This is a genomic window from Streptomyces sp. NBC_00448 (assembly GCF_036014115.1).
GTDB lineage: Bacteria > Actinomycetota > Actinomycetes > Streptomycetales > Streptomycetaceae > Actinacidiphila.
The window spans coordinates 9,175,909-9,200,629 of record NZ_CP107913.1 but is presented as its reverse complement, the minus strand read 5'-3'; the positions used below and the strand labels follow the sequence as shown (position 1 = coordinate 9,200,629).

The window sequence follows — 24,721 nt, the reverse complement described above, 5'->3', positions numbered from 1 at the left end:
TGCCGCGCCTCGATCTCGGCGAACAGCGTCTCCACCTTGGCCCGGGCGTCCAACAGCCGGGCCGCGCGGGTGGTTTCGTCGGTCACACCGCCCACCGTAGGAGCAGCGCCCGGTCCCGGCAACCGCGTGGACGGAGCCGGGACCGGCACGGCTCAGCCCTTACGGGCGACGCCGCCGTAGAAGCCTATGTGCGCAAGCTGCTCCGGGTCCGGCAGCGGGCCGTCGGGGCGCCACAACGGGGCCTGGACCAGCCCGGGTTCGAGCAGTTCGAGGCCGTCGAAGAACCGCAGCACCTGCTCGTGCGGGCGCAGGGTCAGCGGGGCGGTCGCGCCCTTGGTCCGGTAGATGTCCCGGGCCTCGGCCCAGTTCGCGTCCGCGGGGTGGAAGTCGGCGGTGGAGTGGGTGAGGATCAGGTGGCTGCCGGCCGGCAGCGCGTCCAGGTAGGCGTCGACCAGCGCGGCCGGGTCCTCGTCGTCCTCGACGAAGTGCAGGATCGCCAGGAGCATCAGGGCCACCGGCTGGTCGAAGTCGATCAGCTCGCCGATGGTCGGGTGGCTCAGGATGCTCTGCGGGTCCCGCAGGTCGCCCAGGAAGAACCCGGTGCGGCCCGCCCCCACCAGATGGGCGCCGGCGTGCGTGGCCACGATCGGGTCGTTGTCCACGTATGCCACCCGCACGTCCGGCGCCGCCTCCTGCGCCACCTGGTGCGTGTTCGGCGACGTGGGGATGCCCGTGCCGATGTCGACGATCTGCCGGACACCGCTCTCCACCACGAACCGCACCGCCCGGTGCATGAACGCCCGGTTCTCCTGGGCCATGGGCACGAGTTCGGGGGCCAGGTCGATCACCCGCTGTGCGGCGTCGCGATCTACCTCGTAGTTGTCTCTGCCGCCGAGGTAGTAGTTGTACATGCGGGCCGGGTGCGGCCGGCTGGTGTCGATCTCGTCGGCGGTGAATCCCTGGTCGGCCATGGCCGTGTTCCTCCGGTGTGCTCTCTTGCTGGGCGGTGCGCGTGGCGTGCGGCGGGCACTGGGTCAGTTCTTCACGCCGACACCGCCGTATCCACCGATGCGGGCGAGCTCCCGCCGACCCGGCACCGGGCCGTCGGGCCGCCACAGCGGCGCCTGGACCAGCCCGGGGTCCACCAGGTCGAAGCCGTCGAAGAAGGGCACCAGTTCGGCATGTGTCCTGAGGTTGAAGGTGGCTGCGGAACCTGTCAACGTGATCAAGGCAGGTAGTTCGATCTATTGCTGGGCCGGGATCGTTTGATCGTGGTGTCGGAGGTCGGCCGGTTTGTTGATCCAGGCAGCCTCGGGAAGTTTTGGGGGCTCGGGTGGTCTGCGGACGAACCGCTCGGGGTGTTGTTGATAGGCGCTCGCGAGGACGTCGGCGCGCATCTCGCGGAGCTGGTCGGCGAGACCGAAGTGCACGTCGTAGGGAGCGTGCATCGCTATCCCCGAGTGTCGGTGGGTGAGGTTGTACCAGTCGAAGAAGCCGGTGCACCAGGTGCGGGCGTCCTCGATGCAGCCGAACCGGTCAGGGAAATCGTGCCGATATTTTAGGGTTTTGTACTGACTTTCCGAGTACGGGTTGTCATTCGACGTCTTCGGTCTCGAGTGAGACTTGGTGACACCCATATTGCTGAGCATCTGCGCGACGTTGTGGGCGATCATCGGCGATCCCCGGTCGGAGTGGATCGTCAACTTCCCCCGTTCAACGGGGTACTTGGAGATAGTGGAGGACAGAAACTGCTCGGCGAGCTCCTTGTTCTCGGATGCGGCGATCATCCAGCCGACGGTGTAGCGGCTGTAGATATCAATGATCGTGTAGAGGCAGAAATAGCTGCCCGGATACGGGCCCTTCAGCTTGGTGATGTCCCACGACCACACCCGGTTCGGCGCGGTCGCGATCAACTCGGGCTTCTTGCGCGGCGGATGGACGGCCTGGCGCCGACGCTCACGGACCTCGCCGTGCCGGCGCAGGATCCGGTACATCGTCGCCTCCGCACACAGGTAGGTGCCCCGGTCCAGCAACACCGCGTAGATCTCGGCCGGTGCCATGTCGACGAACTCCCCCGACCGCAACACCGCCAACACCTCCGCTTCCTCGGCCTCGCTCAGGGCCCGCGGATCGCGCTTACGCTCCCGGGTCGGCTTCACCGGCGGTGGGGACGTGCGGTGGTGGCGATACCAGGTCGCCCGGCTCATGCCGAGCGCGGCGCACGCCTTCACCCGGCCGACCAGATGGGACAGCTTGTCCAGGGCAGCCGCGCGGGCCGCCTCGAAGGCCGACCCGCCCAGGTCGCCGGCCACCTCAGCGGCCGCCGCTTCCACCGGGGTCACGTGTTCTCGCCGTTGTTCGTCGTGGCGCTGTCCGTGGCGAACTGGTCGAGCAGCGCGGAGAGTTTTGACTGCACCTCGATGACGGTGCGGGCCTTGCCCAACTCGGCTTGCAGCTTGGCATTTTCGGTCTCGAGCCGGGCGATCTCCTTGTCCCGCGGATCGGCCTTCGGCCGACCCGCCGGCGCGGCCAACGCCTCCTTTGCACCCTTGTCCCGCTGCTGGCGCCAGGTTGTGATCAGTGACGAGTACAGGCCCTCGCGCCGCAGCAAGGCACCCTTGGCCTGCTTGTCGAGCCCCTCATACTCGGCCAAGATCTTTGCCTTGTACGCCGCCGAGTACCGGCGATGACCCGCCGAGCGGGGTGTCACCTGCGGATCCGAGGTCCCGTGGTCGTTGGTACTGGCCACCAAGCACTTCTCCTTCTCCACCCTCGGCTCAATGAATCATCCAGTATGCCTGACTCGACCTACGTTGCCAGAGAGGGGTCCGCCGAGGCCGGAGTTCTGGTCCATCTGCTGACGGGTGCGGCGCTGTATCTCCCGCCCCACGCGGACCCAGGGCACGATGAATATCGGAATCAGCGCCAGCGAGATGACGGCGACAAGCCATGATAGGTAGAACAGCTCAGCGAGAACCATCACGACCACGACCGCGCTGGTGGCCGCCATCAGCATGCCGCTGAACTGCTGCTGTGCCATGACCAGTTCGGTGTGCAACCGCCCGACCAGTACCCCCGTCTGCGTGCGGGTGAAGAACGCGAGCGGCAGACGCCGGACGTGGTCGAGCGCCTGGATGCGAAGGTCGTAGGTGACCTCCTGCCCGATCCGCCCGGAGATGTAGGCGGACACCAGTGACAACGCCGCGCCCAGCAGGGCCAGCGCGGCGGTCAGGCACGCCATCCAGATCACGACCCCTCGGTCGTTCTCGGCGATGCCGTTGTCGACGAGTTCCCGCAGCAGCAACGGACTTGCAGCGACGGCCAGCGCCTCCATCGTGGCGACGACCACGAAGAGCGCCACCATGCGGATATGCGGGCGAAAATAGGTGAGCACTCTGCGCACCGTTCCCGGGTGGATCGTGGTCTGCCAGGGATCGGGATCGTCATCGCCCTTTCTCACCCCCTGGAAGCGCATCACTATCTCCACGCGGGTCCCCTCTCGCACGGCTCACACAGTCAGCGATCTCCATCGTGCTGAATCGCGTCGATGTCCACGAGTGAGTCCAACTGAGGACTTCGGGCACTTGGACGCCTCTGCTCGGTGTCGGTGCCACCTGCGCCGCGGCGCCAGGTGTCAGCGCGATCACCCTGGCGGCCCGGGACTCGTCCGCTTGCCGCCGTGAAGGAACTGCGCGAGGCGGACACCGAGTTCGTCCTGCTCGACGGCACCCTCGCGGAGTGCGACCGGGTCGGCGACAGACGGGCCGGCTACTCGGCCAAGCACCGCCGACACGGCGTGGACGTCCAGGTCGTCACCGACCCGGACGGCCATCTGCCGTTCGCCTGCGCGTGCGGCCGTCAGGGGCAGGGCCGCGGTGGAGGCGGACCGGACAACGGTCACCGGTGCCGAACCTCGCGGCCAACCCGCCGAGGGCGGACCGAGGTTCAGCTCGCCGGGAGACAGTACGCCATCGACGACATCGGTGTCCTGTTCCCCGGCCTGGACGTCGTCCGCGCCCACCGGATCATCCACATCGGCGAGCGCCAGGGTGGCCCGGTGCCGGCCGCCGACCGCGCCTTGACCGGCGCCGGGCCGTGGGTGACGACACTCCTCCCGCGCCTGCCCGGACGCGGGCTGTCGCCGACTCGGCGGACCTTCGAGCTCGCGCTGTCGGTGGCGCGCGGTGCCGATCCGCCCGGGCTCACGGTGTGGCGCTGACCAGGATTCCTCGTCCTGCGTGGAAGCCCTCGAATACGTGCATGGGAAGCGACGCGGAGTCCGCGTTGTGGGAGTAGCCCGACGGATTATGGAACCGTACCGTCTCGCCGTGGACCTCATGAATCAGCACGAGATGCCCTCCCCGTCGCGGTTCGTGGGTGTCGGGGTCCCGGATCTCAGGAGACACGGAAGCGATCAGGGCCTGCCCGGGTCGTACCGCTCGGGCGGATTCCTGGATCGGCGTGTTCTCGACCAGATGGCATGTGAAACCGAATTGTGAGCCGACCCAGTCCATGAACGGCCGGTAGATCATCCCCTGGACCCCTCCCTGGGGTTCCACCACATAGCAGCCCCGGTCGAGGGCCAGCGAAAGGAGTGCACGCATCGGCAATCGGACGTCGGTCCAGCCGTGAAGCAGGGACTGGAGGCATGCCAGGCCGCAGATTTTGCGGGACCAGAAGAGGTACTCCTCGTACGAATGGTATCCGTCGGAGGCCCAGTCGAGAGGGTGCGAGGGATCGGTACGTCCCAGGAAGACGTCCAGCCTCGACGAGGCGGCACGCCGTATGACGACCTCGTCGTTCCGGTCCAGGCTTCCCCATTGCGAGACAAACGGGAGGGTTCCATCATACGATGGGAAAGTCGAAATAGACATCTGGATAGGGCTCGCTTTCCAGCGTGTAGTGCCACCATTCGCAGGCGTAGCGAGCAAATCCGCATGTCTCCATGATGAAGCAAAGGAGCTCGCGGTTCTTCGCTTCGACAGGCGTTATTCCATTTGCTCCGTGATGCGAGATCGGGTCCATGAGGTCGTAGCCGCCACCCATACTGACCATTTCTCCGGTCGTGAGACTGTAGAGTGTGAGGTCGACGGAACTGCCGCGACTGTGGCCTGACTTGGCCGCGACATATCCCTTGTCGAAGAGCTCGACCCGGTCGATTCCGGGGTAGTGGCGCCGCTTCGTCCGGCCGTCCTCCGGCTGTTGCGACCATTTGCGGAAGCAGTCGACGGCGCGTTGCGGACGGTATCCGTCCCAGACAAGCAGGCCGAAGCCGAGGGATGCGGCCTCTTCTTGCGCGTGCCCCAGGGTTGTGCACAAAGCCTTGGAGCCGGCAATCCGATGAGCCAGATACCCGTCCACCGGCTTTCCGGTGAAGTTGTCCGAGGTGGCGTACTTGGCATCCCACCGGATTCCGGGCACCAGTTCGTCCAGGTACACGAAGTCGTCGTTCATCGCTTCTTCTGGTGCAGTGCCATGGACACGAGCCGTTCTCCTGAGCAGTCCGCCTCCGGTATCGACGGTGAACGCGCTGGGTCGCGCCTGCCCGGTACGCCGGCGATCGACGAGATGGCGGGTTCCCGCGGTGAGCGGGTGTGGATCGTGACGATGTCGCTTTGCCGACGCACCTCGCCGATCGACGTGTGGCCGACCGTGGTTCCCGTCTTCGAGACAGCACCGGAGGACGACGCCGGCGCTCGGGTGCGGCGCACCGCCGCTCGGGTTGGTCCACTCGAAATCATATTTTCAAGACAAGAGAGCGTGGAGTTGCCAGAGCGTATGCGTTTTTTGTTACGCCGACGATATGTCGACCGCTGCCCGCGTGACGATCCTCGTATCGATCTTCAAGGACCTCCCCCGCCTCCCCCGCCCCTCGGCGGCCGGAGGACTCAACCCCCTGCACGCTGCCGTTCCACCCCACCGCTCAAAGCGGCCCCGAGGTACGGCCGGGGCGGGCCGGCGACGCGGCTGCCGGTCCCGATGCCTCGACTGCCGGAGCGTTCGGCCGATCCCCACGAGAGCAGCCACACGCCTGCTCTCGTGGGGAGGGGGCCGGCAACATATCGTCGGCGTATCGGAAACCGCATACGCCCCGGCAACATCACGCTCTCTTGTCTGGGCGGTATGACTACCTGCGAACCAACCTCAGTTCCCTTCCACCTCGCCGGCCCGCCTCCGCTCGCCAGCCCGCCTCCGCTCGCCGTCCCGGCGGGCGGCCGGGGCCAGGTGTGCCTCACCGATCCCTGCGCGGTCCGGGCGTGATCCCGCTCAGCCTGGGCGAGATCGCCGCGGTGGTCGGCGGGAAGGTCCAGGGCGACAAGACCGTGACGGTGACCGCCCCGGCCGTGATCGACGGCCGGCGGGCGGAGCCGGGCGGCCTCTTCGTCGCCTTGGCCGGCGCACGCTCCGACGGCCACGACCACGCCTACCAGGCCGGCCGGGTCGGCGCGGTGGCTGTGCTCGGCTCCCGGCCCACGGCGCTGCCGACCGTCGTCGTCGAGGACACCGAAGCCGCGTTGCAGACGCTGGCCGCCCACGTCGTGGCACGGCTGCGCGACGGACTGACCGTGGTCGGGGTGACCGGGTCCCGCGGCAAGACCAGCACCAAGGACCTGTTGGCGGCCGTGCTGTCGAGCACCGCCCCGACGATCGCCACGGGCGGCTCGCTCAACAACGAGCTCGGCGTACCGCTCACCATGCTGCGTACCAGCGAGGCCACCCGCTTCCTCGTCCTCGAGATGGGAGTGCGCCGCATCGGCGACATCGCCAAACTCACCGGCCTGGTCGCGCCCGACGTCGCTGTGGTCCTCAACGTGGGCCACGCCCATCTCAGCTATCTCGGGTCGCGAGAGGCCATCGCCCGGGCCAAGGGTGAGCTGGTGCAGGGTCTGGCGCCCGGCGGCACCGCGGTCCTGGGCGCCGACGATCCCCGGGTGGTCGCGATGCGCTCGCTCACCGATCGCCCGGTTGTGACCTTCGGCCACGCGGAACACTCCGACGTGCGCGTACTCGACGTGGTGCTGGACCGGCTCGCCCGGCCGTCCTTCAACCTGCGGACCGCCACCGGCCGGGCAGGGGTCACCCTGCCGCTCGTGGGCACGCACCAGGCGCTCAACGCGGCTGCTGCCACGGCGGCGGGGCTGGTGGCCGGCGTCTCCCTCGATGCGGCCGCTGCGGCCCTGCCCAAGGTCTCGCTGTCGAAGTGGCGCCTGGAACTGCGTGATCTCGCCGGCGGCGTAAAGCTGCTGGACGACTCCTTCAACGCCGACCCCGACTCGACCCGTGCCGCTCTGGACGCACTGGCGGCGGTCGAGGGCAGGCGCCGCATCGCCGTCCTCGGCGAGATGCTCGAACTCGGCGAGGGCAGCCAGGACGCGCACCGCGCCATCGGGGAGTACGCCGCCCGCCGGGCCGACGTGGTCGTCGCGGTCGGCGCCCGCCCGCTCGCCGAAGCCGCCGGGGAGCGGGCGGTGGCGCTGGCCGACAATGCCGCGGCCGTCGAGTGGCTGCGCGGCCGGCTCATGTCCGGCGATGTCGTGCTCGTCAAGGCTTCCCGCGGGGCTCACCTCGACGAGGTCGCCGCCGCGCTGGTGTCCGCCCCAGCCGAAGTGCTGGTACAGGGACCGAAGAACGACGGGTAGGAGTGGCTGCGGCTGTTGGCGTACGGGTCCGCTGGGCACCGGTCGAACACGGCGCCGCCCGCCTGACGTCCGGACGGGTCTCTCGCAGGCGAGGGTTGCCCTGGGAGATCCGGACGTTCGTCAGGCCCGACCGCCGTCCGTTCGCGCGTGCGCCGGCGCGGCGGGAAGTTCCACCGTGACCCGCAGCCCGCCTGCGGGGCGGGGAGTGAGGGTGAGGGTGCCGTCGTGTGCCTGGGTGATGCTTTTGACGATTGCCAGGCCGAGGCCGACACCTGCGTGACCGGTGCGCAGGCGGTCGGTGCCGCGCCGGAACGGCTCGGTGAGTGTCGAGACCAATTGCGAGGTGAGCTTCTCGCCGGTGTTCTCGACAGTGAGCACGACGGTGTGGGGGCGGACGCTGGTACGCACCCACACGATGCCCTGCTCGGGCAGGTTGTGGCCGATCGCGTTGTGCAGAAGGTTCGTGGTCATCTGCAGCAGGAGCGCCTGCGAGCCGATGGTGTTGCCCATCTCGCCGGAGGTTTCGATGGTGACACCGTGCTTTTCCGCCAGGAGCAGGAGCGTTTCTGTGGCTTCTTCCGCCATCAGGGACAAGTCGACGTGCTCCCTGGTGAAGGACCGCTGGTTGGCGCGACTGAGCAGGAGCAGTGCTTCAGTGAGGTCGATGGCCCGGGTGTTGACCACGCGCAAGCGCTCGACAAGCTCGCGGAAGTCACGTTCCGGATCGTTGTGGGCCACGTCGAGAAGCGCCTGCGTGACCGCGAGCGGCGTGCGCAGTTCATGAGAGGCGTTGGCCGCGAATCGCTGCTGCTCGGCGACGTGGTCTTCGAACTGCGCGAGCATTATGTCGAAGGAGTCCGCGAGCTCGCGGAACTCGTCGCGGCGGCCCGGCAGGTGCAGCCGGTAGGAAAGCGGCCCGTTCGCCACCGCGCGGGTGGCGTCGGTGATCCGGATCAGGGGGGTGAGCATCCGGCCGGCCAGGATCCACCCGCCCACCAGACCGAACACCAGCAGGAACACCAGCACCAGTATCCCCGCCGGGACGAAGACGACCGGGCCGAAATTGTTCGGGTCGAAGACGAGCAGGAAGTCGGACCTATGGGGGACCTGAATGCTGTTCGACCTTCCCCGCAGAAGGAATACCCATACGGCGGAAAGCAGCAAGGTGCCCGCGACCACGAGGAACCCGGCGTAGCTGAGCGTGAGTTTGAGGCGGACGCTCAATCCCTGGCGCCTATCCACGCGCTGTCCGTCCGTCGGCGTCCGCTTCCGTGTCGATGCGGTAGCCGACCCCGGACACGGTGGTGATCAGCCAGGGCTCGCCGAGGCGCTTGCGCAGGGCCGAGACCGTGATGCGCACGGCGTTGGTGAACGGGTCCGCGTTCTCGTCCCACGCCCGCTCCAGCAACTCCTCCGCACTGATGACGCCGCCTTCGGCAGCAACGAGGACTTCGAGCACGGCGAACTGCTTCCTGGTGAGCGCGATGTAGTGGCCCTCGCGGTAGACCTCGCGGCGGAAGGGGTCCACCCGGAGGCCCGCGATCTCCCGCACTGGTGGTCTGTTGTGGGCGCGCCTGCGGTCGAGCGCTCTGAGCCTGAGCACGAGTTCTCGCAGCGCGAAGGGCTTGGTGAGGTAGTCGTCGGCGCCGAGCTCGAACCCGGTGGCCTTGTCGTCGAGCCGGTCCGCAGCGGTCAGCATGAGGATCGGCATGCCGCTTCCGGAGGCGACGATGCGCTTGGCGATCTCGTCACCCGAAGGTCCGGGGATGTCCCGGTCGAGGACGACGATGGCGTAGGCGTTGGTACTCAGCATCTCCAGGGCGGTATCACCGTCCCCGGCGATGTCTGCCGCGATGGCTTCCAGGCGCAGCCCATCGCGGATGGCCTCTGCCATGAAGGGCTCGTCCTCAACGACCAACACGCGCATGGCTGCATACTACGAGCCGGTGCCATATCGTCGGCGTATCGAAAACCGGATATCGGGGAGCCGGAGCCGTCACAGTGGCCACCGAGCTGATTATGTCGGGAGTCACGGTGTTCGTCGTGGCTTCCAGCGAGGACCAGCCAGACGCCTGCACGCGCGCACCGGCCGTGTACCGGGCCGTGTCGCCCACGGTGGAACACCGCCGCACCCGATCACTCTGCGGCCAAAGTCGCCACCCAGTCGTCCAGGCGATCGGCAAACCCGGTCCACAGCCGGGCGTGCTCTCTGGCGAACTCGGCTACCACGCCGTACAAATGCGGCGGGACGCGATGCGCGCCGACCTCATCGTCATCGACGGCGACCCGCTGGCCGAGTTGGGCAGCCTCCGCAAGGTCCGGCACATCTTCACGGCAGGCCGCCCGGTCACCTGAACCGCCCGTTCGGGTGGAAAGCGTCGATGGCTGCGCCCCGGCCCGACCCTCACCGACCCTAGCCTCGATCTTTCGTGACGGCCCGTCGGTCTGCCCGGTGGGCCGTTTCGGCTTGTCGGGGTGGTGGCGGGCAGGCCGATGGTCCGACTGTCGTGTCGGGTGGGCGCCGGGTTCCACGGTTCCGGAGGGATTCGGGTGCTCGTCGGGATGGGTTGATCTTGCTGGTCAGCCAGGGTTCGGTAGCGCTTGCAGCCGGGTGAAGGCGCTGGTGATCGTGTTGGTCCAGGGCCAGTGGCGGTCGAGGCGGAGGATGCGTCGACGGCCGGTGGTGACCAGGCGGGCGGCCGCCGAGAACAGCCTGAGGCGAAGCTTTTTGGGTTCCCAGCGGCGGGCGGCGCCGGTCAGGGCGAGCATCGGCATCCAGGCGAGGAGGTCCAGGGCGAGCTGGACGATCTCCAGCCACAGCTGGTTGCTTGCCGCGTGGTGCAGGGGGAGGTTGCGCAGGCCGGTGGCACGGGCGGCCCGGATGCGGTCCTCGGCTCGGGCGCGCTGGCGGTGCCGCAGTTCCAGGGCAGCGATCGCAGTGCCGGCGGTGTTGGTGGCGAAACACGTCAAGCGCATGCCGTCGGCGTCGGTGAACCGCAACTGGGCCCCGGGGTGGGTGAGTCGGCCCGCAGCGCGGTGCCGGTGTTGCCACCGGTCCGTTTCTGCGGACCGCTCGCCGAACCCGGCGTGCGCGTTTCCACGCACCGGGCTCTCCACGGTCTCTGCCGTCAGGCGTGGTTGGCCAGGATCCAGGGGTTCGGGATCTTATTGCCGCGGTACCGGTACCTTTCGGTTGGCACCCGGCCGAGGTTGAACAATTCGATCCCGTCCGATGAGGGCATCAGCCACCGGCCGGTGTGGTCGGTGAGATGCCTTCGCAGGTCGGTCCAGCTCCAGCGGTGCAGCCGCATCCACCACCGGGCAATCCGCCGCCAGACGAAAATGGCGAGAGTCTGCAAGGTGCTCTTCGCGACTGCATATCTGAAGTAGTTGGACCAGCCGCGCATGATCCGGTTGAGCCGTCTCAGCACGTCCCTGGGTGGCTGTTGCGACAACCTGTGTGTCAGGGCACGAATCTTGTCCTTCAAGGACCGGATGGGCCGGTCAGCTATGAAGGTATAGACGTACCACTTGTCCGTACCTCGCTTGCGTTTCCACTGGAGGCGGAACCCAAGGAAGTCGAACCCTTCGCTCATGTGCACGACGCGGGTCTTGGCTTCGGAGAAACGAAGTCCCAGCGGCGCGAGCACATCAGCAATTTCCTCGCGCAGGACTTCCGCATCGTCACGGCTGCCGAACACGAGCACGACGAAATCATCCGCATAGCGGATGATCCGCCAGTTCGGCAATCCCCTCCGGCGACGGAGGGCGCGACTTACGGGGCTGGCCATCGTCCCGCCCGGCCGCCATGGGCCATGGGCATGCTCATCGAGCACGCTCAGGGCGATGTTGGCTAGCAGGGGGGACAGGATGCCTCCCTGCGGCGTGCCGGTCGGGTTGTCCTCGAAGTGACCGGTTTCAGTCATCACCCCGGCCTTGAGGAACGCCTTGACCAGCAGCAGCACGCGCTTGTCCTTCACCCGGGTCCGCACTCGGTCCATGAGGGCCGTGTGGTCGATCGAGTCAAAGCACGCCTCGATATCCGCATCCAGCACCCAGCGGTAGCCTTTGGTGCCGAAATACTGAATCTCCGCGACCGCGTCGTGTGCCCTTCGCTTCGGCCGGAATCCGTACGAGACCGGCAGAAAGCCGGCCTCGAAGATCGGCTCCAGCACGAGCTTCAGCGCCGCCTGAACGACCCGATCCGCAATGGTCGGAATCCCCAGCTTCCGGACTTTGCCGCTGCCGCCCGGCTTGGGGATCTTACGCTCCCGCACCGGAAGCGGACGAAACGATCCGTCTTTCAGCTGGGTTTGCAGGTCGTCCAGGAATCCGGACACACCGACGCCCTCCTCGATATCGGCGGCGGTCAGGCCGTCGACTCCAGGAGTTTTCGCGCCGGTGTTGCCCGCGACCCGATCGAACGCCGCCAGCAGCGTCGCCGGGTCGTGCACGAAGTTGAACAGGTCGTCGAACCTGCGGCCGGAGTCGGCCGCCGCCCAACGGTGAAGCTTGGCCTGCATCCTCGATACCCGGGCGCGCGGCCCCACCGGGTCCATCGCATTCGCGGCGCCGATGTTCACCGACGCGTCTTTCGACATTGCAGCCTCCTTCCCTTCTCGAAACCGTTGCCGTCCTTCCCCATGTGCCGGGCTTTCCCCGGCTCGGAGTACTACGACGGCTCCGCCCCATCCCGGCCCGATCTGCGGTCGGTGCGCTCAGCCGCCCGGTCGGGTTGGCGGCCCGGCCGGGTGGCAGGACCCGGATGGTTCCCGTGTTCACTGTGATTCGCTCGACGGAGGAGGAGCCCGACTCTGTCCCTGCGGCATCACCACGGCTACCCCGCAGCACTTCACCGTGGTCTCCCGGCCAGCCGTCCTATCCGGCCCAGGAGTTACCCGCCGATATCCGACGGGTTGCGCACCGCCCCCGGCCCATATCCACCAGATTCGAGCCGGTGCAAGATGAAGGGACGTAAACGCCGGTTCCTCTCGTACTCCTTTCCGTCCCGCTCGCCGGACCCGCACCATCTGGCAGTGCTGACACGTCCCGGCTTTGTCAGGGCTGCTTCCCGCCCTCACCGGCACCACCCGGATCAGACTGCCCTCAGCTCCACCGTCCTGCTGCGACAGGATCAGCGACGAAGGTCTCCCACCTCCGTTCGAATCAACAGCGCCTCACGGCGCACGGGGCGTTCTTTGCGGACGATCAGCCGCATCCCGGCAGGCCAGCCCTTCAGGACGTCACCGGCCAGCTCGGCGACCCAGGCGCCGTCGCGGACCTGGCCGCCGGGTTCGACCGCCGGGCTCCAAGCCGAGCCCGGGATCTGGAGGACGGCGTGGTGAACGGCGTCGGTGATGGTCATCCCGACGGAATAGGACAGCCACCGGCCCCGTGCGGTGAGCCAGTTCAGGAACTCGTGGGTGCCGCCCGCGGAGTCGGTCCGGATCAGGGTTGAACGGCCCCGCCGGTGCCGTTTGGGCAGTTGGGCCAGTGCCAGTTGAGTGGTGGTGATGTGGTCGGCGGCGGTATTGCTGCCCGCATTGCCCGGCCGCAGCAGGGCTGCGACCGGTTCCCCGGAACCGGCCGGGCCGTGGTCGATGAACGCGACCAGCGGATGATGCCCGAAGGTCTTCTTCCACGTCGCGGTCGCGTCCTGCTTGTCGGAGTGCGCCAGGACCAGCACCCCGTCGATATCCACGATCACCTGCCCGTCCGCGTCGGGGGCATCGGCGCCGGCCAACGTCCAGACTCGTTCGCGCACTTCGGCCCTGGCCCGGCGGATCGCAGTCACCACACGTGGACCCGCCCCGGCCAGGGTGTCCACCAGCCTGGAGACGGTGGGATCGGAGGCCACCGGCCCGAACAGGGCGGGTTGGGCACGCAGCATCGCCACATCGGACAGGCAGTCCCCGCCCAGCGCGACCGCCATGGCGAGGTCCAGCAGGATCTTGCCCGGGTCGTGCACCGCGCGGGGCTTGCGCCATGGTGCCAGCGCCGCCGATATCGCCGCGTCCAGCCCCGTCTTGCGGACCGTTTCCGCCAGCAGCACCCCACCGGCCTGCGAGACCACTCCGCCCCCGTCGTCCCGCACGCGGACACGCGGATACGACCCGATACGCTTACTCACCTGGAGAGTGCTTCTTTCCCGCGACCGACTGGACCCTAGAAAAGTCCCATCGTTGCAGGTCAGCAGCACTCTCCACTTATTTGATCAAGGACCGGACAAGCCCCTCACGAAAGCCCGAGGCTAGACACCTGGCGCTCCGCCCCGGCCTGACGGCCGGGACGGCCGCGTACCGTCGCAGTCCTCTCGCCACGCGGTGGCGTGCGGACTGCGACGACGTCGCCCTCTCACGTCGCCGACCAACTGACCGTTTTCGACACTTGGACGCGGTGAGGGCAGATCGCGCGGTTCCCGGTGACCTTGTCGACCGGGGCAGGACGGGCAGACGGGCAGGACGGGCAGCGAGCATCACCTGATCACCGACGCCACGGGCATTCCGCTCGCCGCGACCCTGACCGGCGGCAACCGCAACGATGCCACCCAGCTGATCCCGCTCCTCGAGGCTGTACCGCCCGTGCGGGGGACGTGCCGAGGTGCCTCGACGTTCGCCTCCGACTCGTGTTCGGCCCGGCTACGACCATTTCCACTCGGCCTGGTTGAGCAAGTGACCGGATTTGACTCCCTTGTGCGAGCACCATTCCTCGAACTCGGCGATCTGCTGGAGTTGGTAGGAGTCCGGGTTGTAGCTGGTGGCCATGACGTGGCCGAGCCAACTCTCCTCGCCCATCGCGTAGATGTACGCCTCTTCGGCCCCCAGCTCGGTGACGATCGCGCTTGCCTGCTCCGCGTTGGAGCCGGACATTTTGCGGGTATCGCTCATCTTCTTCGGGATCTGTTCGGCGAACAGAGGCTGGTACTGCCAATTCAGCGGCGCACCGTCGCACTCCATGCCGAGGAACGCGATGTCCACCCGTCCGAGATGCTGGCGGACGTAGCGGTAGAGGACCGGATCGAGGCCGGAGGAGTCCGCCCCCACGTAGACGGACTTCCCGCCGAGGCGGATCCAGTAGGTCGACTTGGCGCGGATGTCGAGATCGGCGTGCTCTCCGAAGAACGGAGTGGCGACGATCTTCCCGTCGGGGAAGGCCACCTCGTCGAAGTCGTCCACCTCGATGACGGGGAGCCCGAGGCACTTCAGGAAAAGCGCCAGCGATGGGTCGCACTGATTGCCGCGCGAGCTCCTCGGCACGACGAATGTGCCTACCCGGCCGCGCAGTTGGAGCAGGGTCTCGGTCACGAGATGGTCGGAATGCCCATGCGTGATGAGGACGTAGTCGATGTGGTCGGGAAGGTCGTCATAGGTGTACCGGCCGGTCGCGCGGGTGTCGGCGCTGATGAACGGGTCCGTGAGGATGGACACCTCGGGAGTCTGCAAGAGGAGGCAGGCATGCCCCCAGTAGCGAATCCTGGCTCCGGTCGTGACGTGGCGACCGGCGGTCACCCCCGGCTCTGCGACCAGCAAGCGGGACAGTTGGGCGGCTTCCCCGTCGCTGAGCTCCAGCGCCTCGCGGAGCGCTGCCAAAGTGGTGGGCCGGACCCTGGAGCGGAACAGTTCTTCGATACCCGGGTGCCGGAAGGGGATGTTCAGCTCCAGCACGTCGGGCGAGGGCAGCCGCGGGGTGCTCATCACAAACGGCCGCTCGATGCCGGTTTCCGCCGACAGCTGAACCGACTGGCGGTCCTCCGTGTAGGCCTTGCTCTGGTAGGCGAGGGGCTCCAGGAAGTGCAGCGAGGCCTGGTTGCCGGTGTCATAGGTGACCTCCACCAGGCCCGCCAGCTCGGGGGGGAGCTTCGGGTAGAGCGGCCCGAGGTCGTAGCCGGTCGCCTCCTCCCGTACGGTCCGCTCCGCCTCCGCGATCGCCTCGGCGAACCGGATCATGTCCGCGCGGTCACGCCGGATGGCCGCCAGCAGCGCCTCGACCTCGGCCTTCCGCGCCTCCTCGATACCGACGAAGAACCCGCCGCGGAACCTCGGGTCGCGGCTGCCCGTGAAGTGATAGTCCGGAGTCTGCAAGTAGGACTCCAGCATCGGGATCTGCCGGAAGGCCAGGTTCATGGTGCCGGTCACTGGAGCTGTCGTGTACAGCTGGGCGTAGAACCGGTCGACCAGTGGTTCGATGATGGTGTCGGACCGGAGAAAGAGCTGTTCCTCGGTCACTTCTACTCCTCACGATTGAGTGAAATACCGGGCCTCGCAGGCAGCTCGGTACGGCCGGTTCGCATGACAGCACCGGACGGTCCGCGGTGAAGTGCGTCGCCGGCGCGACCTGATCGTCCGGGTCGGCAGAAGGGGCCTTCCCCTTGCCTCGGCGTCTCCGGTGGGCGGCATCACGACCATGCGGACATCCCCTCTCCGACGTCAGCGGAGTCAGGAGGTCCATGGTGCTGATCGGGCTCAATGTCCACGAGTGGTGTCCAAGCGCGTGATTCCGGCACTTGGACGCGGACGTGAGCCGAACGGGGGCCTCCCCCGCGTCGCCGTCGTGCCCTTTCGCCTTCGGCACATGCAACAGCTGGTGGTCGAGTCTCGTGGTGGACGAGTCACGCGGTGGACGACGCGAGGTGATCCGGGTCGCCGCTCGGACCCCGAATGATTCCCTTGGCGCCACCACGCGCGAGGTGGCTACCGGTCCTTCTCGGTGATCTCGGCGGAATCGTGGACGCGCCGGATCAGAGCGCCAGGGCCCCGGAGACGGAATCCGACAGGAATTCCGGAACTGGATCACCCGGACCGGACCTGGCCCGAGTCCGCTTCGGTCTCCTCGTCGCTACCACGTGCCCCCATGTGGATGGAATTCACCGGCCTGGAACGCCCTTTGGGACGGTCAACACGCTGTCTGAATCGAAAGTCTCCCCCGTCGGCGTGATCTTCCACGGAAACCGGAACTCAGTCTCGGCAGGCCCTGTGGGATGCGTTCCGGCGCCGACGACAGCCCTGCACGCGGGCATGATCGAGGCGGCGCCAGGCCATCCCGCGCAGAGAGCCTCTTCCGCGCGTCCCTCGTCAGGCACGCCTCAACCGCGGCAACTTCGGCTGGTCCGCCTCCGCGTCCCAGGGGGCCAGCGCGATTCGGAATCCCTGTCGAACCCACACCGCTTCAAGGCGGCGGGGCGGCACATATCGTCCGTGTATCGAAAATCGCATACGCGCTGGCAACGTCATGTCGTTTTCCCTGGCTGTATGTCTCGAACCCTGACCTCCGCAAGGACAACGACACGTCGGGTTCGCCGGTCGGTTGTCCGCGGCCCGGGCTGTGCCACATCCACGGGAACGAACCCCGGCAGCACGAACCGCGCACCGGGGCGGCCGCCAATGGCCGCCCGCACAAGTATGGCAATCCCACCGATGACCCGGGAATGCGGCAATGACCGGTGAGTACCTGCGATCAGCGGTGGGCAAGAGCGAGCGAGATCGGACGATGACACCGGTGGACACGGCGGAGGCCGGACCGGGCGGCCTGTCTGCCGAAGACGGTGGAACCCGGCTCGCGGGCCTCTTCCGGCTGGACCCGTGGAAGCGCGGCCCGGTGCTGACGGTGTGTGCGCTGTTGCTGGGGCTGCTTCTGCTGCTGCATGGACAGCTCACGGACCGGGCCGGCCTGGGCAGTCTGGTGGAAACCTTCCTGCCGTGGTTCGGTCTGTTCGTCCCCGTGCTGTTCGCCGGAGCGCTGTGGCGCCGCTCCGCCTCCTCGGTTGTCGCGCTGCTGCTGCCGGTCGTCGTGTGGCTGAACCTCTTCGGCGGGCTGCTCGGCGACAAGTCCCACCGGGCCGGCGACCTCACGGTGGTCAGCCACAACGTGGACGCCGCGAACCGTGATCCGGCCGGCACCGCCCGCGACCTGGCCGCCTCCGGCGCGGATCTGCTGGCGCTCGAGGAACTGACCGACCAGGCCGAGGGCAGGTACGAGAAGGAGCTGGCGAAGGCGTACCCGTACCACGCGGTGCTGGACACGGTCGGGCTGTGGAGCAAGCTGCCGCTGTCCGACACCCGGCCGGTCGACGACCGGCGAGACACGCCCGGGCCGCCGGTCGAGGATCAGCGGCGCGAAGACGTCCCGATGGTCCCGCTGCGTGCGCTGCGCACCACGGTGACGACTCAGAAGGGGCCGCTGGAGGTGTACGTGGTGCATCTCGGTTCTGTCCGGGTGATGCCCAGGGGCGGCTTCTGGACGGACTCGCGGGACGCCGACGCGACGAAGCTCGCCAAGGTCGTCGCCGCCGACCGCAGCGAGCGGGTGCTGGTACTCGGTGACTTCAACGGCACCTTGGACGACCGTGCGTTCGACGGCCTCACCTCGCAGCTGCGTTCGGTCCAGGACGTGGCGGGAGACGGGTTCGGTTTCAGCTGGCCGGCGAGGTTTCCCATGGTGCGGATCGACCAGATCCTCGTCCGCGGCGTGGAGCCGGAAAGCGCGTGGCTGTTGCCGGCCACGGGCAGTGACCATCGGCCGGTGGCGGCCGGCATCAGCTGGTGAGCGCCGCGAGCAGACGGAAAGTGGCATATCGTCTGTGTATCGAAATTCACATACGTCCCGGGAACACCCCACTACATTGACTGGCAGCATGTCCTCCAAGTCTTCCAACGAACCATCCCCTACCACGGTCGGATCTCCGATCGTCAGACCGATCAGCGCCGCCGAGCACCTGGCGTTTGTCCGGGCCCAGCGGTCGGTCAGTTTCCTCCAGACCCCGGCGTGGGGCCGGGTCAAGACCGAATGGCGCAGCGAGTCCCTCGGCTGGTTCAACGGTCAGCACCTGGTGGGCGCCGGGCTCGTCCTGTACCGCCCTGTACCGCGGCTCGACCGTTACACGCTGGCGTATCTGCCCGAGGGCCCGGTCATCGACTGGAGCAGCGAGATCAGTATGTGGCTCGATCCGCTGGCGGCGTATCTCAAGGAGCATGGCGCTTTCGCGATCCGGATCGGCCCGCCGCTGGTAACGGACGCCTGGAGCTCGGACCAGGTCAAGGAGGGCATCACCGACCCGTCGGTCCGGCGGCTGACCGACCTGGCAGGATGGTGGGTCGACCCGCTCGGCGCCCGCGTGAGCGACAGACTCAAGGACGCGGGTTGGCTGCCGCAGAATCCGCAGGACGGGTTCGGAGTGGGGCATCCGCAGTTCAAGTACCAGGTCCCGCTGACCGGCAAGACCGAGGACGATCTGCTCAGGGGCATGAACCAGCAGTGGCGCCGCAACATCAAGAAGGCGGCCAAGGAGGGCGTCGAGGTCACGGTCAGCGACGGGAGTCCGGAGGAGCTGAAGGCGTTTCACGACCTCTACGTCCACACCGCTGAACGTGACCGCTTCACACCCCGGCCGCTGCCCTACTTCGAGACGATGTTCGCGGCGCTGCGCGCCGAGGAGCCCGAGCGGATCACGCTCTACCTGGCCCACCACCAGGGCGACTTGGCGGCGGCCACGGTCATGGTGCGCGTCGGGGCCCACGCGGTGTACTCCTACGGCGCCTCCGCCACCGCGAAACGCGAGGTGCGCGGCTCCAACGCCTGTCAGTGGGCGATGATCCGTGACGCGCGCGCGGCCGACTGCGATGTCTACGACCTGCGCGGCATCACCCCGACCCTCGACGCCGACGACCCGCACGTCGGTCTCGTCCGGTTCAAAGTCGGCACCGGCGGCCAGGCGGTACGGTACGTCGGCGAATGGGACCTGCCGCTGCGGCCGATGATCTACCGGGCCTTCGACCTCTATATGAGGCGCCGCGGGCGTTGAACCGCACTGCCGCCGATCGCGGCACCGAGCGGCCGGCCACGCGAGTGCGGCGGCGGCCTCGTCGAGGTGTGCCCCGCGGGAAGCGTTGACCATCACCGCATACCCGGCGGCGAGTTGGTCACGCAGCCGGTCGGCGGCCGCGTCGCTGCCGGCGAGGTCGCCCCGACGACGGTCAGTGCGTCGTGCAGCCGGGCCACGACGTGGGCGGCGAAGGCGGCGAAGAGACCGCCGGGCTCGGCTTGCCGGCTGTCCAGCAGGTGTCGGTCATGCCTCCCGCCAGGGCAGTAGGGCGTATCGCGGGCATATCGAAAACCACATACGCCCCGGCAACAGCAAGCCGCCTTCACTGGAGGCATGACCCACAGCCAAAAGACTCGCATCACCGTGTACGGGTGCGGTCCGGACGAGGCTTCCCTGTTCCGCGAGCTGGCGCCCGGCCTCGGTGTGCGGCCGATTGTCACCGACGCCCCGGCGTCCGAATCCACCAGCGGACTGGCCGCCGGCAGCCGGTGCGTCAGCGTCAGCCACAAGACGCCCCTCACCCGTGTCGCGCTGCGTGCGCTCCGCGGAGTCGGCGTGCGCTATGTCTCCACGCGGAGCGTCGGGTACAACCACATCGACATGGAATACGCGGAGAGCATCGGCATCCACGTCGAGAACGTCTCCTACTCGCCGGACAGCGTCGCCGACTACACCCTGATGCTCATGTTGATGGCGGTACGCGATGCGAAATCCATCGTCCGCCGCACCGACATGCACGACTACCGGCTGAGTGACGTGCGCGGGAGGGAACTGCGCGACATGACCGTCGGAGTGATCGGGACGGGACGTATCGGCGCGGCGGTGCTGGACCGGCTGCGGGGTTTCGGCTGCCGCGTTCTGGCCCATGACGACCGCCGCGCGGACCGCGCCGGTCCCACCGCTGAGTACGTCTCGCTCGACGAACTGCTGCGGCGGAGTGATGTGGTCACGCTGCACACGCCGCTCACCGCGGCCACACACCATCTGTTGGACCAACGGCGCCTGACGCGGATGAAGGACGGCGCGCTGATCGTCAACACCGGGCGTGGTGGGCTCATCGACACCGAGGCCCTGGTGAACGAACTGGAGATCGGCAGGCTGGGCGGCGCGGCACTGGATGTCGTCGAAGGCGAGGAAGGCGTCTTCTATGCCGACTGCCGGGACAGGCCCATGGAAAGCAAGGTACTGCTGCGGCTTCAGGAGCTGCCGAACGCGCTCGTCACTCCGCACACCGCCTACTACACGGATCACGCCCTGCGCGACATCGTGGCGAACTCCCTCACCAACTCACTGACTTTCGAAAGCAGGAACCAGCATGGCTAAGCTGAAGATCGGCGTCATCTTCGGGGGCCGTTCCGAGGAGCACCCCGTATCCGTCAAGTCCGCGCGGGAAATGGCCCGGAACCTCGATCTCGAGAAGTACGAACCCTTCTTCGTCGGGATCACGAAGAGCGGTGCCTGGAAGCTCTGCGACGGGCCTGACGCGGAGTGGGAGAACGGCGACTGCCACCCGGTGGTGCTCTCGCCGGACAGCGACGTGCACGGACTCCTCGTCCTGGAGCCGGAGGGCATCCGTACGATCCGGCTGGACGTCGTGCTGCCCGTGCTGCACGGCAGGCTCGGCGAAGGCGGCGCGATGCAGGGGCTGCTGGAACTCTCGGGTATCCCCTACATCGGCTGCGACGTCCCGAGTGCCGCTCTGTGCATGGACAAGTCCCTCGCCTACATCGTCGCCAGGAGCGCGGGAATCGCCACGCCGAACTTCTGGACCGTCACGGCCGACGAGACCGTCGATCCCGCCCAGCTCACCTACCCGGTCTTCGTGAAGCCGGCCCGATCGGGATCGTCCTTCGGCGTCACCAAGGTGCTCCGGGCAGAGGAACTCCCGAGTGCGGTGGAGACGGCACGACAGTACGACTCGAAGGTGCTGATCGAAGAGGCGGTCCATGGGCAGGAGATCGGCTGCGCCATCCTGGGCAACGACGCGGATCTCGTCGTGGGCGAGGTGGACCGGATCGCGCTCTCGCACGGATTCTTCCGGATTCATCAGGAGGACTCCCCCGAGACCGGCTCCGAGAACTCCATCGCGATCGTTCCCGCCGACATCCCCGAAGAGTCCCGGCTGCTCGTCCAGGAGGCGGCCAAGGCCGTGTACCGCGCCGTGGGGTGCCGCGGCATCTCGCGGGTGGACATGTTCCTCACGGAGGACGGAGAAGTCGTCCTCAACGAGGTCAACACCTTCCCCGGCATGACTTCGTACAGCCGTTACCCGAGGATGATGGCGGCCGCGGGTCTGTCGCTCTCCGAAGTGATCGACCGAACCGTCTCCCTCGCGCTGACGGGGAAGATCCGGTGAAAGCGGTTGCGGCGGTGGAGACTGCGGAGTCGAGGGATGACGTCTTCGCCTTCGCGGACGACCTGGTGCCCGGAATACGCTGGGATGCCAAGTACGCCACGCGGGACAACTTCACCGGAAAGGCGGTGGACGGCTATCTGGCCAATCGGATCGTCGGAACGACGGCTCTGTGCACGGCGCTGGGAAAGGCGCGGGGCCAGGCCGCGTCACTGGGGTTCGGCCTGCTGCTCTGGGACGGCTACCGCCCGCAGTGTGCCGTCGACTGCTTCATGAGCTGGTCGCAGCAGCCGGAGGACGGCCGGACGAAGTCGCGGCACTATCCCAACATCGACAGGGCCGAGATGTTCGAGAAGGGATACGTGGCCGCCAAGTCGGGCCACAGCCGGGGCAGCACCGTCGACCTCACGCTCTATGACCTGGCCACGGGAAAACTCGTTCCCATGGGCGGCGACCACGACCTGATGGACCTCATCTCGCACCACGGCGCGAAAGGGATCACGCCCGTCGAAACGCGGAACCGTCAGCACCTTCGGTCCGTGATGGAGACCTGCGGTTTCCATGCGTACGAACGCGAGTGGTGGCATTACACGCTCGACAACGAACCCTTTCCGGACACCTATTTCGATTTCCCCATCAGGTAGGAGCCAAGCTCGCGGTCGCGGACCGGGGAACCGAAAAAATTACAGGGGGCGGGGGTTATGGGAACGAAGGCGGAGCGGAAAGGGCGTGAACTCGATGGCACGTCCGCCGCCGTCGGGCCGCAGGACGGCACGAACGGCGGCGCCGGGCATCCGGTGCGGCAGGTGATGGTCACCCGGGTGGGTCTGCAAATTCCCGATCGGCTGACCTATGACGTGTGGGAGCAGGTCGGGCACCGGATCTCCCAGACGCTGGACTCGGTCGCCTGGTGCCTCGGCGACTGGATCAACTATGGCCGCTCCCGCTTCGAGGACCGCTACCGCAGGGCCGTCGATGCCGTCGGGCTGGAATACCAGACCATCCGGAACTACGCGTGGGTCGCGCGACAGGTCGAGGTCTCCCGGCGCAGGGCCGGCCTCAGCTTCCAGCACCACGCGGAGGTCGCCGCACTCGGCCCGGAGGAGCAGGACATGTGGCTGGGGCGTGCCGAAGAGTGCGACTGGTCCCGCAACCAGTTGCGCAGGAGCATCCGAGACGCTCGTCGGCCCGGGACGGCCTCGGCCGAGCGCAACCTCCTGCCCGCCATCACCGCCGCCCCGGAGCGCATCGCGCGATGGCGCTCGGCGGCCGAGCACTCTCACGTCCGACTCGAGGACTGGGTCGTGCTCAAACTCGATGCCGCGGCAGCCGCGGAGTTGGACGTGGACTCGCCACATGACGCCGTCGCCGGGTGACGTCATGCGATCGACGGCTCACGAGGTCGGGACGGCTCGCGGCGGACGGCTCGCACGGCCGGCGTGATCACACCCGGTTCCTCATCGTGCCGGGACCCTGCCGCCGTTCCGGCACCGGGGTTCCTCCGGATCGCCGGGTTGTCCCGCCGGCGGGACAACCCGGCGATCCGGAGAGGCCCCGGTCGAGGCGCCGTCAGCACGCTTCGTCGGCCAGGCGGCCGACGGGCGTCCGCGGGTCGCCGGCCGCCAGTCCTGCCAGCCGGATGACGTCCTTCGAGATCGCCGCGACCGCCGTCCCCTGACCGGTGGGACCGCCGTGGAACGTGCTGAGCCGGGCGCCGCGCGGAGAGGCGTTCACCCGGAACACCGTGCAGGTGATGCCGGTCGGCGCCGCGTACGGCGCCCCCCAGGGCCAACTCCGCTCCCCTGCCGGAAGGTCGGACGGTGCGGCGCTGCCGAGCGACACCTGCAATTGGACGTAGGCGCAGTCCGGCGCATGGAGGAGCTCCCGGTACCCGTCCACCGTCGCGACCAGGTCGGGAATCGCGAGTGACGCGCCGCGCAACGCTGAGAGGAAGCTCCCTCCGAGGCGCTGCGCGAGCACGGTGAAACCCTCGTCGGGGACGATGCGGTACGGCACCGGGCGTTCGTTCACCAGGTTCGTCACCAGGCGTTGGTGCTCCGGCGCCCTGCGGGTGGACACCGGAGTGACCAGTGCGCTCGACCGGACCCCGGTCCGTGCCCACAGGGCGGTCGCGTACAGGGCGGCGCCGACCACGAAGGGACTGGTCGCCGTGGCCGCCGCGAGATGGCGCAGCGCGTCGTGCAGCGCCGGTCCCGGCTCGTGGATCTCCCAGCACCTGGCCTCACGGGGGGCGTCGGCCGCGGCCTTCGAGCCGAGGCCGGTCAGGGGCCGGCAGCCCCGCAGTGCGCACTTCCAGCGCTCGATCTCCCGCCGCCTGACCTGTCCGTCCGCCAGAGCGGCCTCCTGCTCCCGGCAGTAGGCCGCGTACGCCTGGGGCGCGGTGTGGGCGTCGGCGGCGGGTCCGCCGCCGGTCAGCAGGGACGAGGTGTCGCGCACAACGAGTTCACGCGCGGCGGCGTCGCACACCAGGTGGTCCACCGCCAGGATCAGGCGGTCGCCCGCTCCGTCGGTGTGCCGACGCACGGTCGCCCGGGCCCCGGTGGAGCGGTCGAGGCGGAGGTGGCGTAGGCGATCGAGGCGGCTTTCGATGTCGCCGCCGGACGACGGGGCGAAGGAGTGGACCTCGACGTCCCGCCGCCCGGTCTGCTGGCGTGTGCCGTGGGCTCCCTCAGCCAGTGTCGCGGTGAGGGCGGGGTTCCGCTCGGCCAGTCGCTCGACGGCGTGCCGGACGGTTCTGTTCGTGGTGCCGCGGGGCACCTCCAGCGAGGCGACGAGGTTGTGCAGGATGCCGGGACCGAGGAGGCGGTCCATGTGGAGCATGCTGCGCTGCTCGGAGCTGAGCGGGAATGTCTCGGTCAACGGAACCCTCCATGACGTGGCAGGTGGTCG

General features: G+C 68.0%; 22 protein-coding genes and 2 pseudogenes. 10 read left to right on the top strand and 14 right to left on the bottom strand.

Going from position 1 to position 24,721, the window contains the following annotated elements:
• Positions 1–152: 152 nt before the first annotated feature.
• The 5 genes from OG370_RS39455 to OG370_RS39435 all read right to left on the bottom strand — a co-directional run bounded on the left by OG370_RS39455 (position 153) and on the right by OG370_RS39435 (position 3,487).
• Positions 153–971, bottom strand: coding sequence for an SAM-dependent methyltransferase (locus tag OG370_RS39455; RefSeq protein ID WP_328473024.1), 819 nt, complete (start codon positions 969–971; stop codon positions 153–155).
• Positions 972–1,034: 63 nt separating this feature from the next.
• Positions 1,035–1,220 (bottom strand): SAM-dependent methyltransferase, encoded by a 186-nt coding sequence (locus OG370_RS39450; protein WP_328473022.1) that lies wholly within the window; start codon positions 1,218–1,220, stop codon positions 1,035–1,037.
• Positions 1,221–1,244: 24 nt separating this feature from the next.
• Entirely contained in the window at positions 1,245–2,333 is a 1,089-nt protein-coding gene (locus tag OG370_RS39445) for an IS3 family transposase (protein WP_328459254.1), read from the bottom strand.
• Positions 2,334–2,338: 5 nt separating this feature from the next.
• Positions 2,339–2,749: a transposase gene (locus OG370_RS39440; RefSeq protein ID WP_328459253.1), complete on the bottom strand. Its 411-nt coding sequence runs from the start codon at positions 2,747–2,749 to the stop codon at positions 2,339–2,341.
• Between the two features lie 36 nt (positions 2,750–2,785).
• A complete protein-coding gene (locus OG370_RS39435; protein ID WP_328473020.1) occupies positions 2,786–3,487 on the bottom strand; it encodes an ABC transporter transmembrane domain-containing protein in 702 nt (233 codons plus the stop codon).
• A gap of 192 nt (positions 3,488–3,679) precedes the next feature.
• Between OG370_RS39435 and OG370_RS39430 the strand changes: the two are divergent.
• A pseudogene (locus tag OG370_RS39430) lies at positions 3,680–4,219 on the top strand (hypothetical protein); the annotation flags it as partial.
• Here OG370_RS39430 and OG370_RS39425 read toward each other — a convergent pair.
• Together OG370_RS39425 and vanX (OG370_RS39420) are read right to left on the bottom strand one after the other, a co-directional pair.
• Positions 4,203–4,532 (bottom strand): hypothetical protein, encoded by a 330-nt coding sequence (locus OG370_RS39425; RefSeq protein ID WP_328473018.1) that lies wholly within the window; start codon positions 4,530–4,532, stop codon positions 4,203–4,205. The pseudogene OG370_RS39430 and the gene OG370_RS39425 sit on opposite strands and share 17 nt — an antisense overlap.
• 313 nt (positions 4,533–4,845) lie before the next feature.
• The gene (gene vanX, locus OG370_RS39420) at positions 4,846–5,454 is read right to left on the bottom strand and encodes a D-Ala-D-Ala dipeptidase VanX (protein WP_328473016.1); all 609 of its coding nucleotides are present in this window, start codon (positions 5,452–5,454) and stop codon (positions 4,846–4,848) included.
• An 803-nt stretch (positions 5,455–6,257) separates the two neighbouring features.
• Between vanX (OG370_RS39420) and OG370_RS39415 the strand changes: the two genes are divergently transcribed.
• Entirely contained in the window at positions 6,258–7,640 is a 1,383-nt protein-coding gene (locus tag OG370_RS39415; protein ID WP_328473014.1) for a UDP-N-acetylmuramoyl-tripeptide--D-alanyl-D-alanine ligase, read from the top strand.
• Positions 7,641–7,760: 120 nt separating this feature from the next.
• Here the strand turns inward: OG370_RS39415 and OG370_RS39410 are convergent, their stop codons facing one another.
• Positions 7,761–8,864: a sensor histidine kinase gene (locus OG370_RS39410; protein WP_328473012.1), complete on the bottom strand. Its 1,104-nt coding sequence runs from the start codon at positions 8,862–8,864 to the stop codon at positions 7,761–7,763.
• 10 nt (positions 8,865–8,874) lie between these two features.
• Positions 8,875–9,567, bottom strand: coding sequence for a response regulator transcription factor (locus OG370_RS39405; RefSeq protein WP_328473010.1), 693 nt, complete (start codon positions 9,565–9,567; stop codon positions 8,875–8,877).
• A gap of 74 nt (positions 9,568–9,641) precedes the next feature.
• Here OG370_RS39405 and OG370_RS39400 point away from each other — a divergent pair, with 74 nt between their 5' ends.
• Positions 9,642–9,995: a hypothetical protein gene (locus tag OG370_RS39400; protein ID WP_328473008.1), complete on the top strand. Its 354-nt coding sequence runs from the start codon at positions 9,642–9,644 to the stop codon at positions 9,993–9,995.
• A 225-nt stretch (positions 9,996–10,220) separates the two neighbouring features.
• On the opposite strand, the gene OG370_RS39395 is transcribed toward OG370_RS39400, so the two are convergent.
• The 3 genes from OG370_RS39395 to OG370_RS39385 all read right to left on the bottom strand — a co-directional run bounded on the left by OG370_RS39395 (position 10,221) and on the right by OG370_RS39385 (position 13,770).
• A complete protein-coding gene (locus tag OG370_RS39395) occupies positions 10,221–10,745 on the bottom strand; it encodes a transposase (protein WP_328473006.1) in 525 nt (174 codons plus the stop codon).
• A 23-nt stretch (positions 10,746–10,768) separates the two neighbouring features.
• Positions 10,769–12,241 carry a group II intron reverse transcriptase/maturase gene (gene ltrA, locus OG370_RS39390; RefSeq protein ID WP_328460845.1) on the bottom strand — a complete coding sequence of 491 codons (1,473 nt, stop codon included), beginning with the start codon at positions 12,239–12,241 and terminating at the stop codon, positions 10,769–10,771.
• Positions 12,242–12,774: 533 nt separating this feature from the next.
• A complete protein-coding gene (locus OG370_RS39385; RefSeq protein ID WP_328473004.1) occupies positions 12,775–13,770 on the bottom strand; it encodes an IS1380 family transposase in 996 nt (331 codons plus the stop codon).
• Between the two features lie 325 nt (positions 13,771–14,095).
• On the opposite strand from OG370_RS39385, the pseudogene OG370_RS39380 reads away from it, so the two are divergent.
• Positions 14,096–14,288 (top strand): annotated as a pseudogene (locus tag OG370_RS39380) (transposase); the annotation flags it as partial.
• Here OG370_RS39380 and OG370_RS39375 read toward each other — a convergent pair.
• Positions 14,279–15,865 carry an MBL fold metallo-hydrolase gene (locus OG370_RS39375; protein ID WP_328473002.1) on the bottom strand — a complete coding sequence of 529 codons (1,587 nt, stop codon included), beginning with the start codon at positions 15,863–15,865 and terminating at the stop codon, positions 14,279–14,281. The pseudogene OG370_RS39380 and the gene OG370_RS39375 sit on opposite strands and share 10 nt — an antisense overlap.
• Before the next feature lie 1,261 nt (positions 15,866–17,126).
• On the opposite strand from OG370_RS39375, the gene OG370_RS39370 reads away from it, so the two are divergent.
• From OG370_RS39370 to OG370_RS39345, 6 genes are all read left to right on the top strand, one after another.
• Positions 17,127–18,182 (top strand): endonuclease/exonuclease/phosphatase family protein, encoded by a 1,056-nt coding sequence (locus OG370_RS39370; RefSeq protein WP_328473000.1) that lies wholly within the window; start codon positions 17,127–17,129, stop codon positions 18,180–18,182.
• Between the two features lie 88 nt (positions 18,183–18,270).
• Positions 18,271–19,437, top strand: a complete 1,167-nt coding sequence (locus OG370_RS39365; protein WP_328472998.1) for a lipid II:glycine glycyltransferase FemX — start codon at positions 18,271–18,273, stop codon at positions 19,435–19,437.
• Positions 19,438–19,791: 354 nt separating this feature from the next.
• Complete coding sequence (locus OG370_RS39360; RefSeq protein ID WP_328472996.1) at positions 19,792–20,781, top strand: D-isomer specific 2-hydroxyacid dehydrogenase family protein; 990 nt, start codon at positions 19,792–19,794, stop codon at positions 20,779–20,781.
• Positions 20,774–21,814 carry a D-alanine--(R)-lactate ligase VanA-Sc gene (gene vanA-Sc / locus OG370_RS39355; protein WP_328472994.1) on the top strand — a complete coding sequence of 347 codons (1,041 nt, stop codon included), beginning with the start codon at positions 20,774–20,776 and terminating at the stop codon, positions 21,812–21,814. Before OG370_RS39360 ends, vanA-Sc begins: the two co-directional genes overlap by 8 nt.
• Before the next feature lie 14 nt (positions 21,815–21,828).
• Positions 21,829–22,455: a D-Ala-D-Ala dipeptidase VanX gene (gene vanX / locus OG370_RS39350; protein WP_328474838.1), complete on the top strand. Its 627-nt coding sequence runs from the start codon at positions 21,829–21,831 to the stop codon at positions 22,453–22,455.
• 57 nt (positions 22,456–22,512) lie between these two features.
• On the top strand, positions 22,513–23,187 hold the full coding sequence (locus tag OG370_RS39345) for an LmbU family transcriptional regulator (RefSeq protein WP_328472992.1): 675 nt from the start codon (positions 22,513–22,515) through the stop codon (positions 23,185–23,187).
• A gap of 193 nt (positions 23,188–23,380) precedes the next feature.
• On the opposite strand, the gene OG370_RS39340 is transcribed toward OG370_RS39345, so the two are convergent.
• Entirely contained in the window at positions 23,381–24,691 is a 1,311-nt protein-coding gene (locus tag OG370_RS39340) for a condensation domain-containing protein (RefSeq protein ID WP_328472990.1), read from the bottom strand.
• Positions 24,692–24,721: the final 30 nt, after the last annotated feature.

Bases quoted from the DNA above. Each gene is read 5' to 3' on its own strand.
- vanX (WP_328473016.1), bottom strand. From the start codon at position 5,454: ATGAACGACGACTTCGTGTACCTGGACGAACTGGTGCCCGGAATCCGG.
- ltrA (WP_328460845.1), bottom strand. From the start codon at position 12,241: ATGTCGAAAGACGCGTCGGTGAACATCGGCGCCGCGAATGCGATGGAC.
- OG370_RS39370 (WP_328473000.1), top strand. From the start codon at position 17,127: ATGACACCGGTGGACACGGCGGAGGCCGGACCGGGCGGCCTGTCTGCC.
- vanA-Sc (WP_328472994.1), top strand. From the start codon at position 20,774: ATGGCTAAGCTGAAGATCGGCGTCATCTTCGGGGGCCGTTCCGAGGAG.
- OG370_RS39365 (WP_328472998.1), top strand. From the start codon at position 18,271: ATGTCCTCCAAGTCTTCCAACGAACCATCCCCTACCACGGTCGGATCT.
- OG370_RS39425 (WP_328473018.1), bottom strand. From the start codon at position 4,532: ATGATCTACCGGCCGTTCATGGACTGGGTCGGCTCACAATTCGGTTTC.
- OG370_RS39345 (WP_328472992.1), top strand. From the start codon at position 22,513: ATGGGAACGAAGGCGGAGCGGAAAGGGCGTGAACTCGATGGCACGTCC.
- OG370_RS39455 (WP_328473024.1), bottom strand. From the start codon at position 971: ATGGCCGACCAGGGATTCACCGCCGACGAGATCGACACCAGCCGGCCG.
- OG370_RS39360 (WP_328472996.1), top strand. From the start codon at position 19,792: ATGACCCACAGCCAAAAGACTCGCATCACCGTGTACGGGTGCGGTCCG.
- OG370_RS39405 (WP_328473010.1), bottom strand. From the start codon at position 9,567: ATGCGCGTGTTGGTCGTTGAGGACGAGCCCTTCATGGCAGAGGCCATC.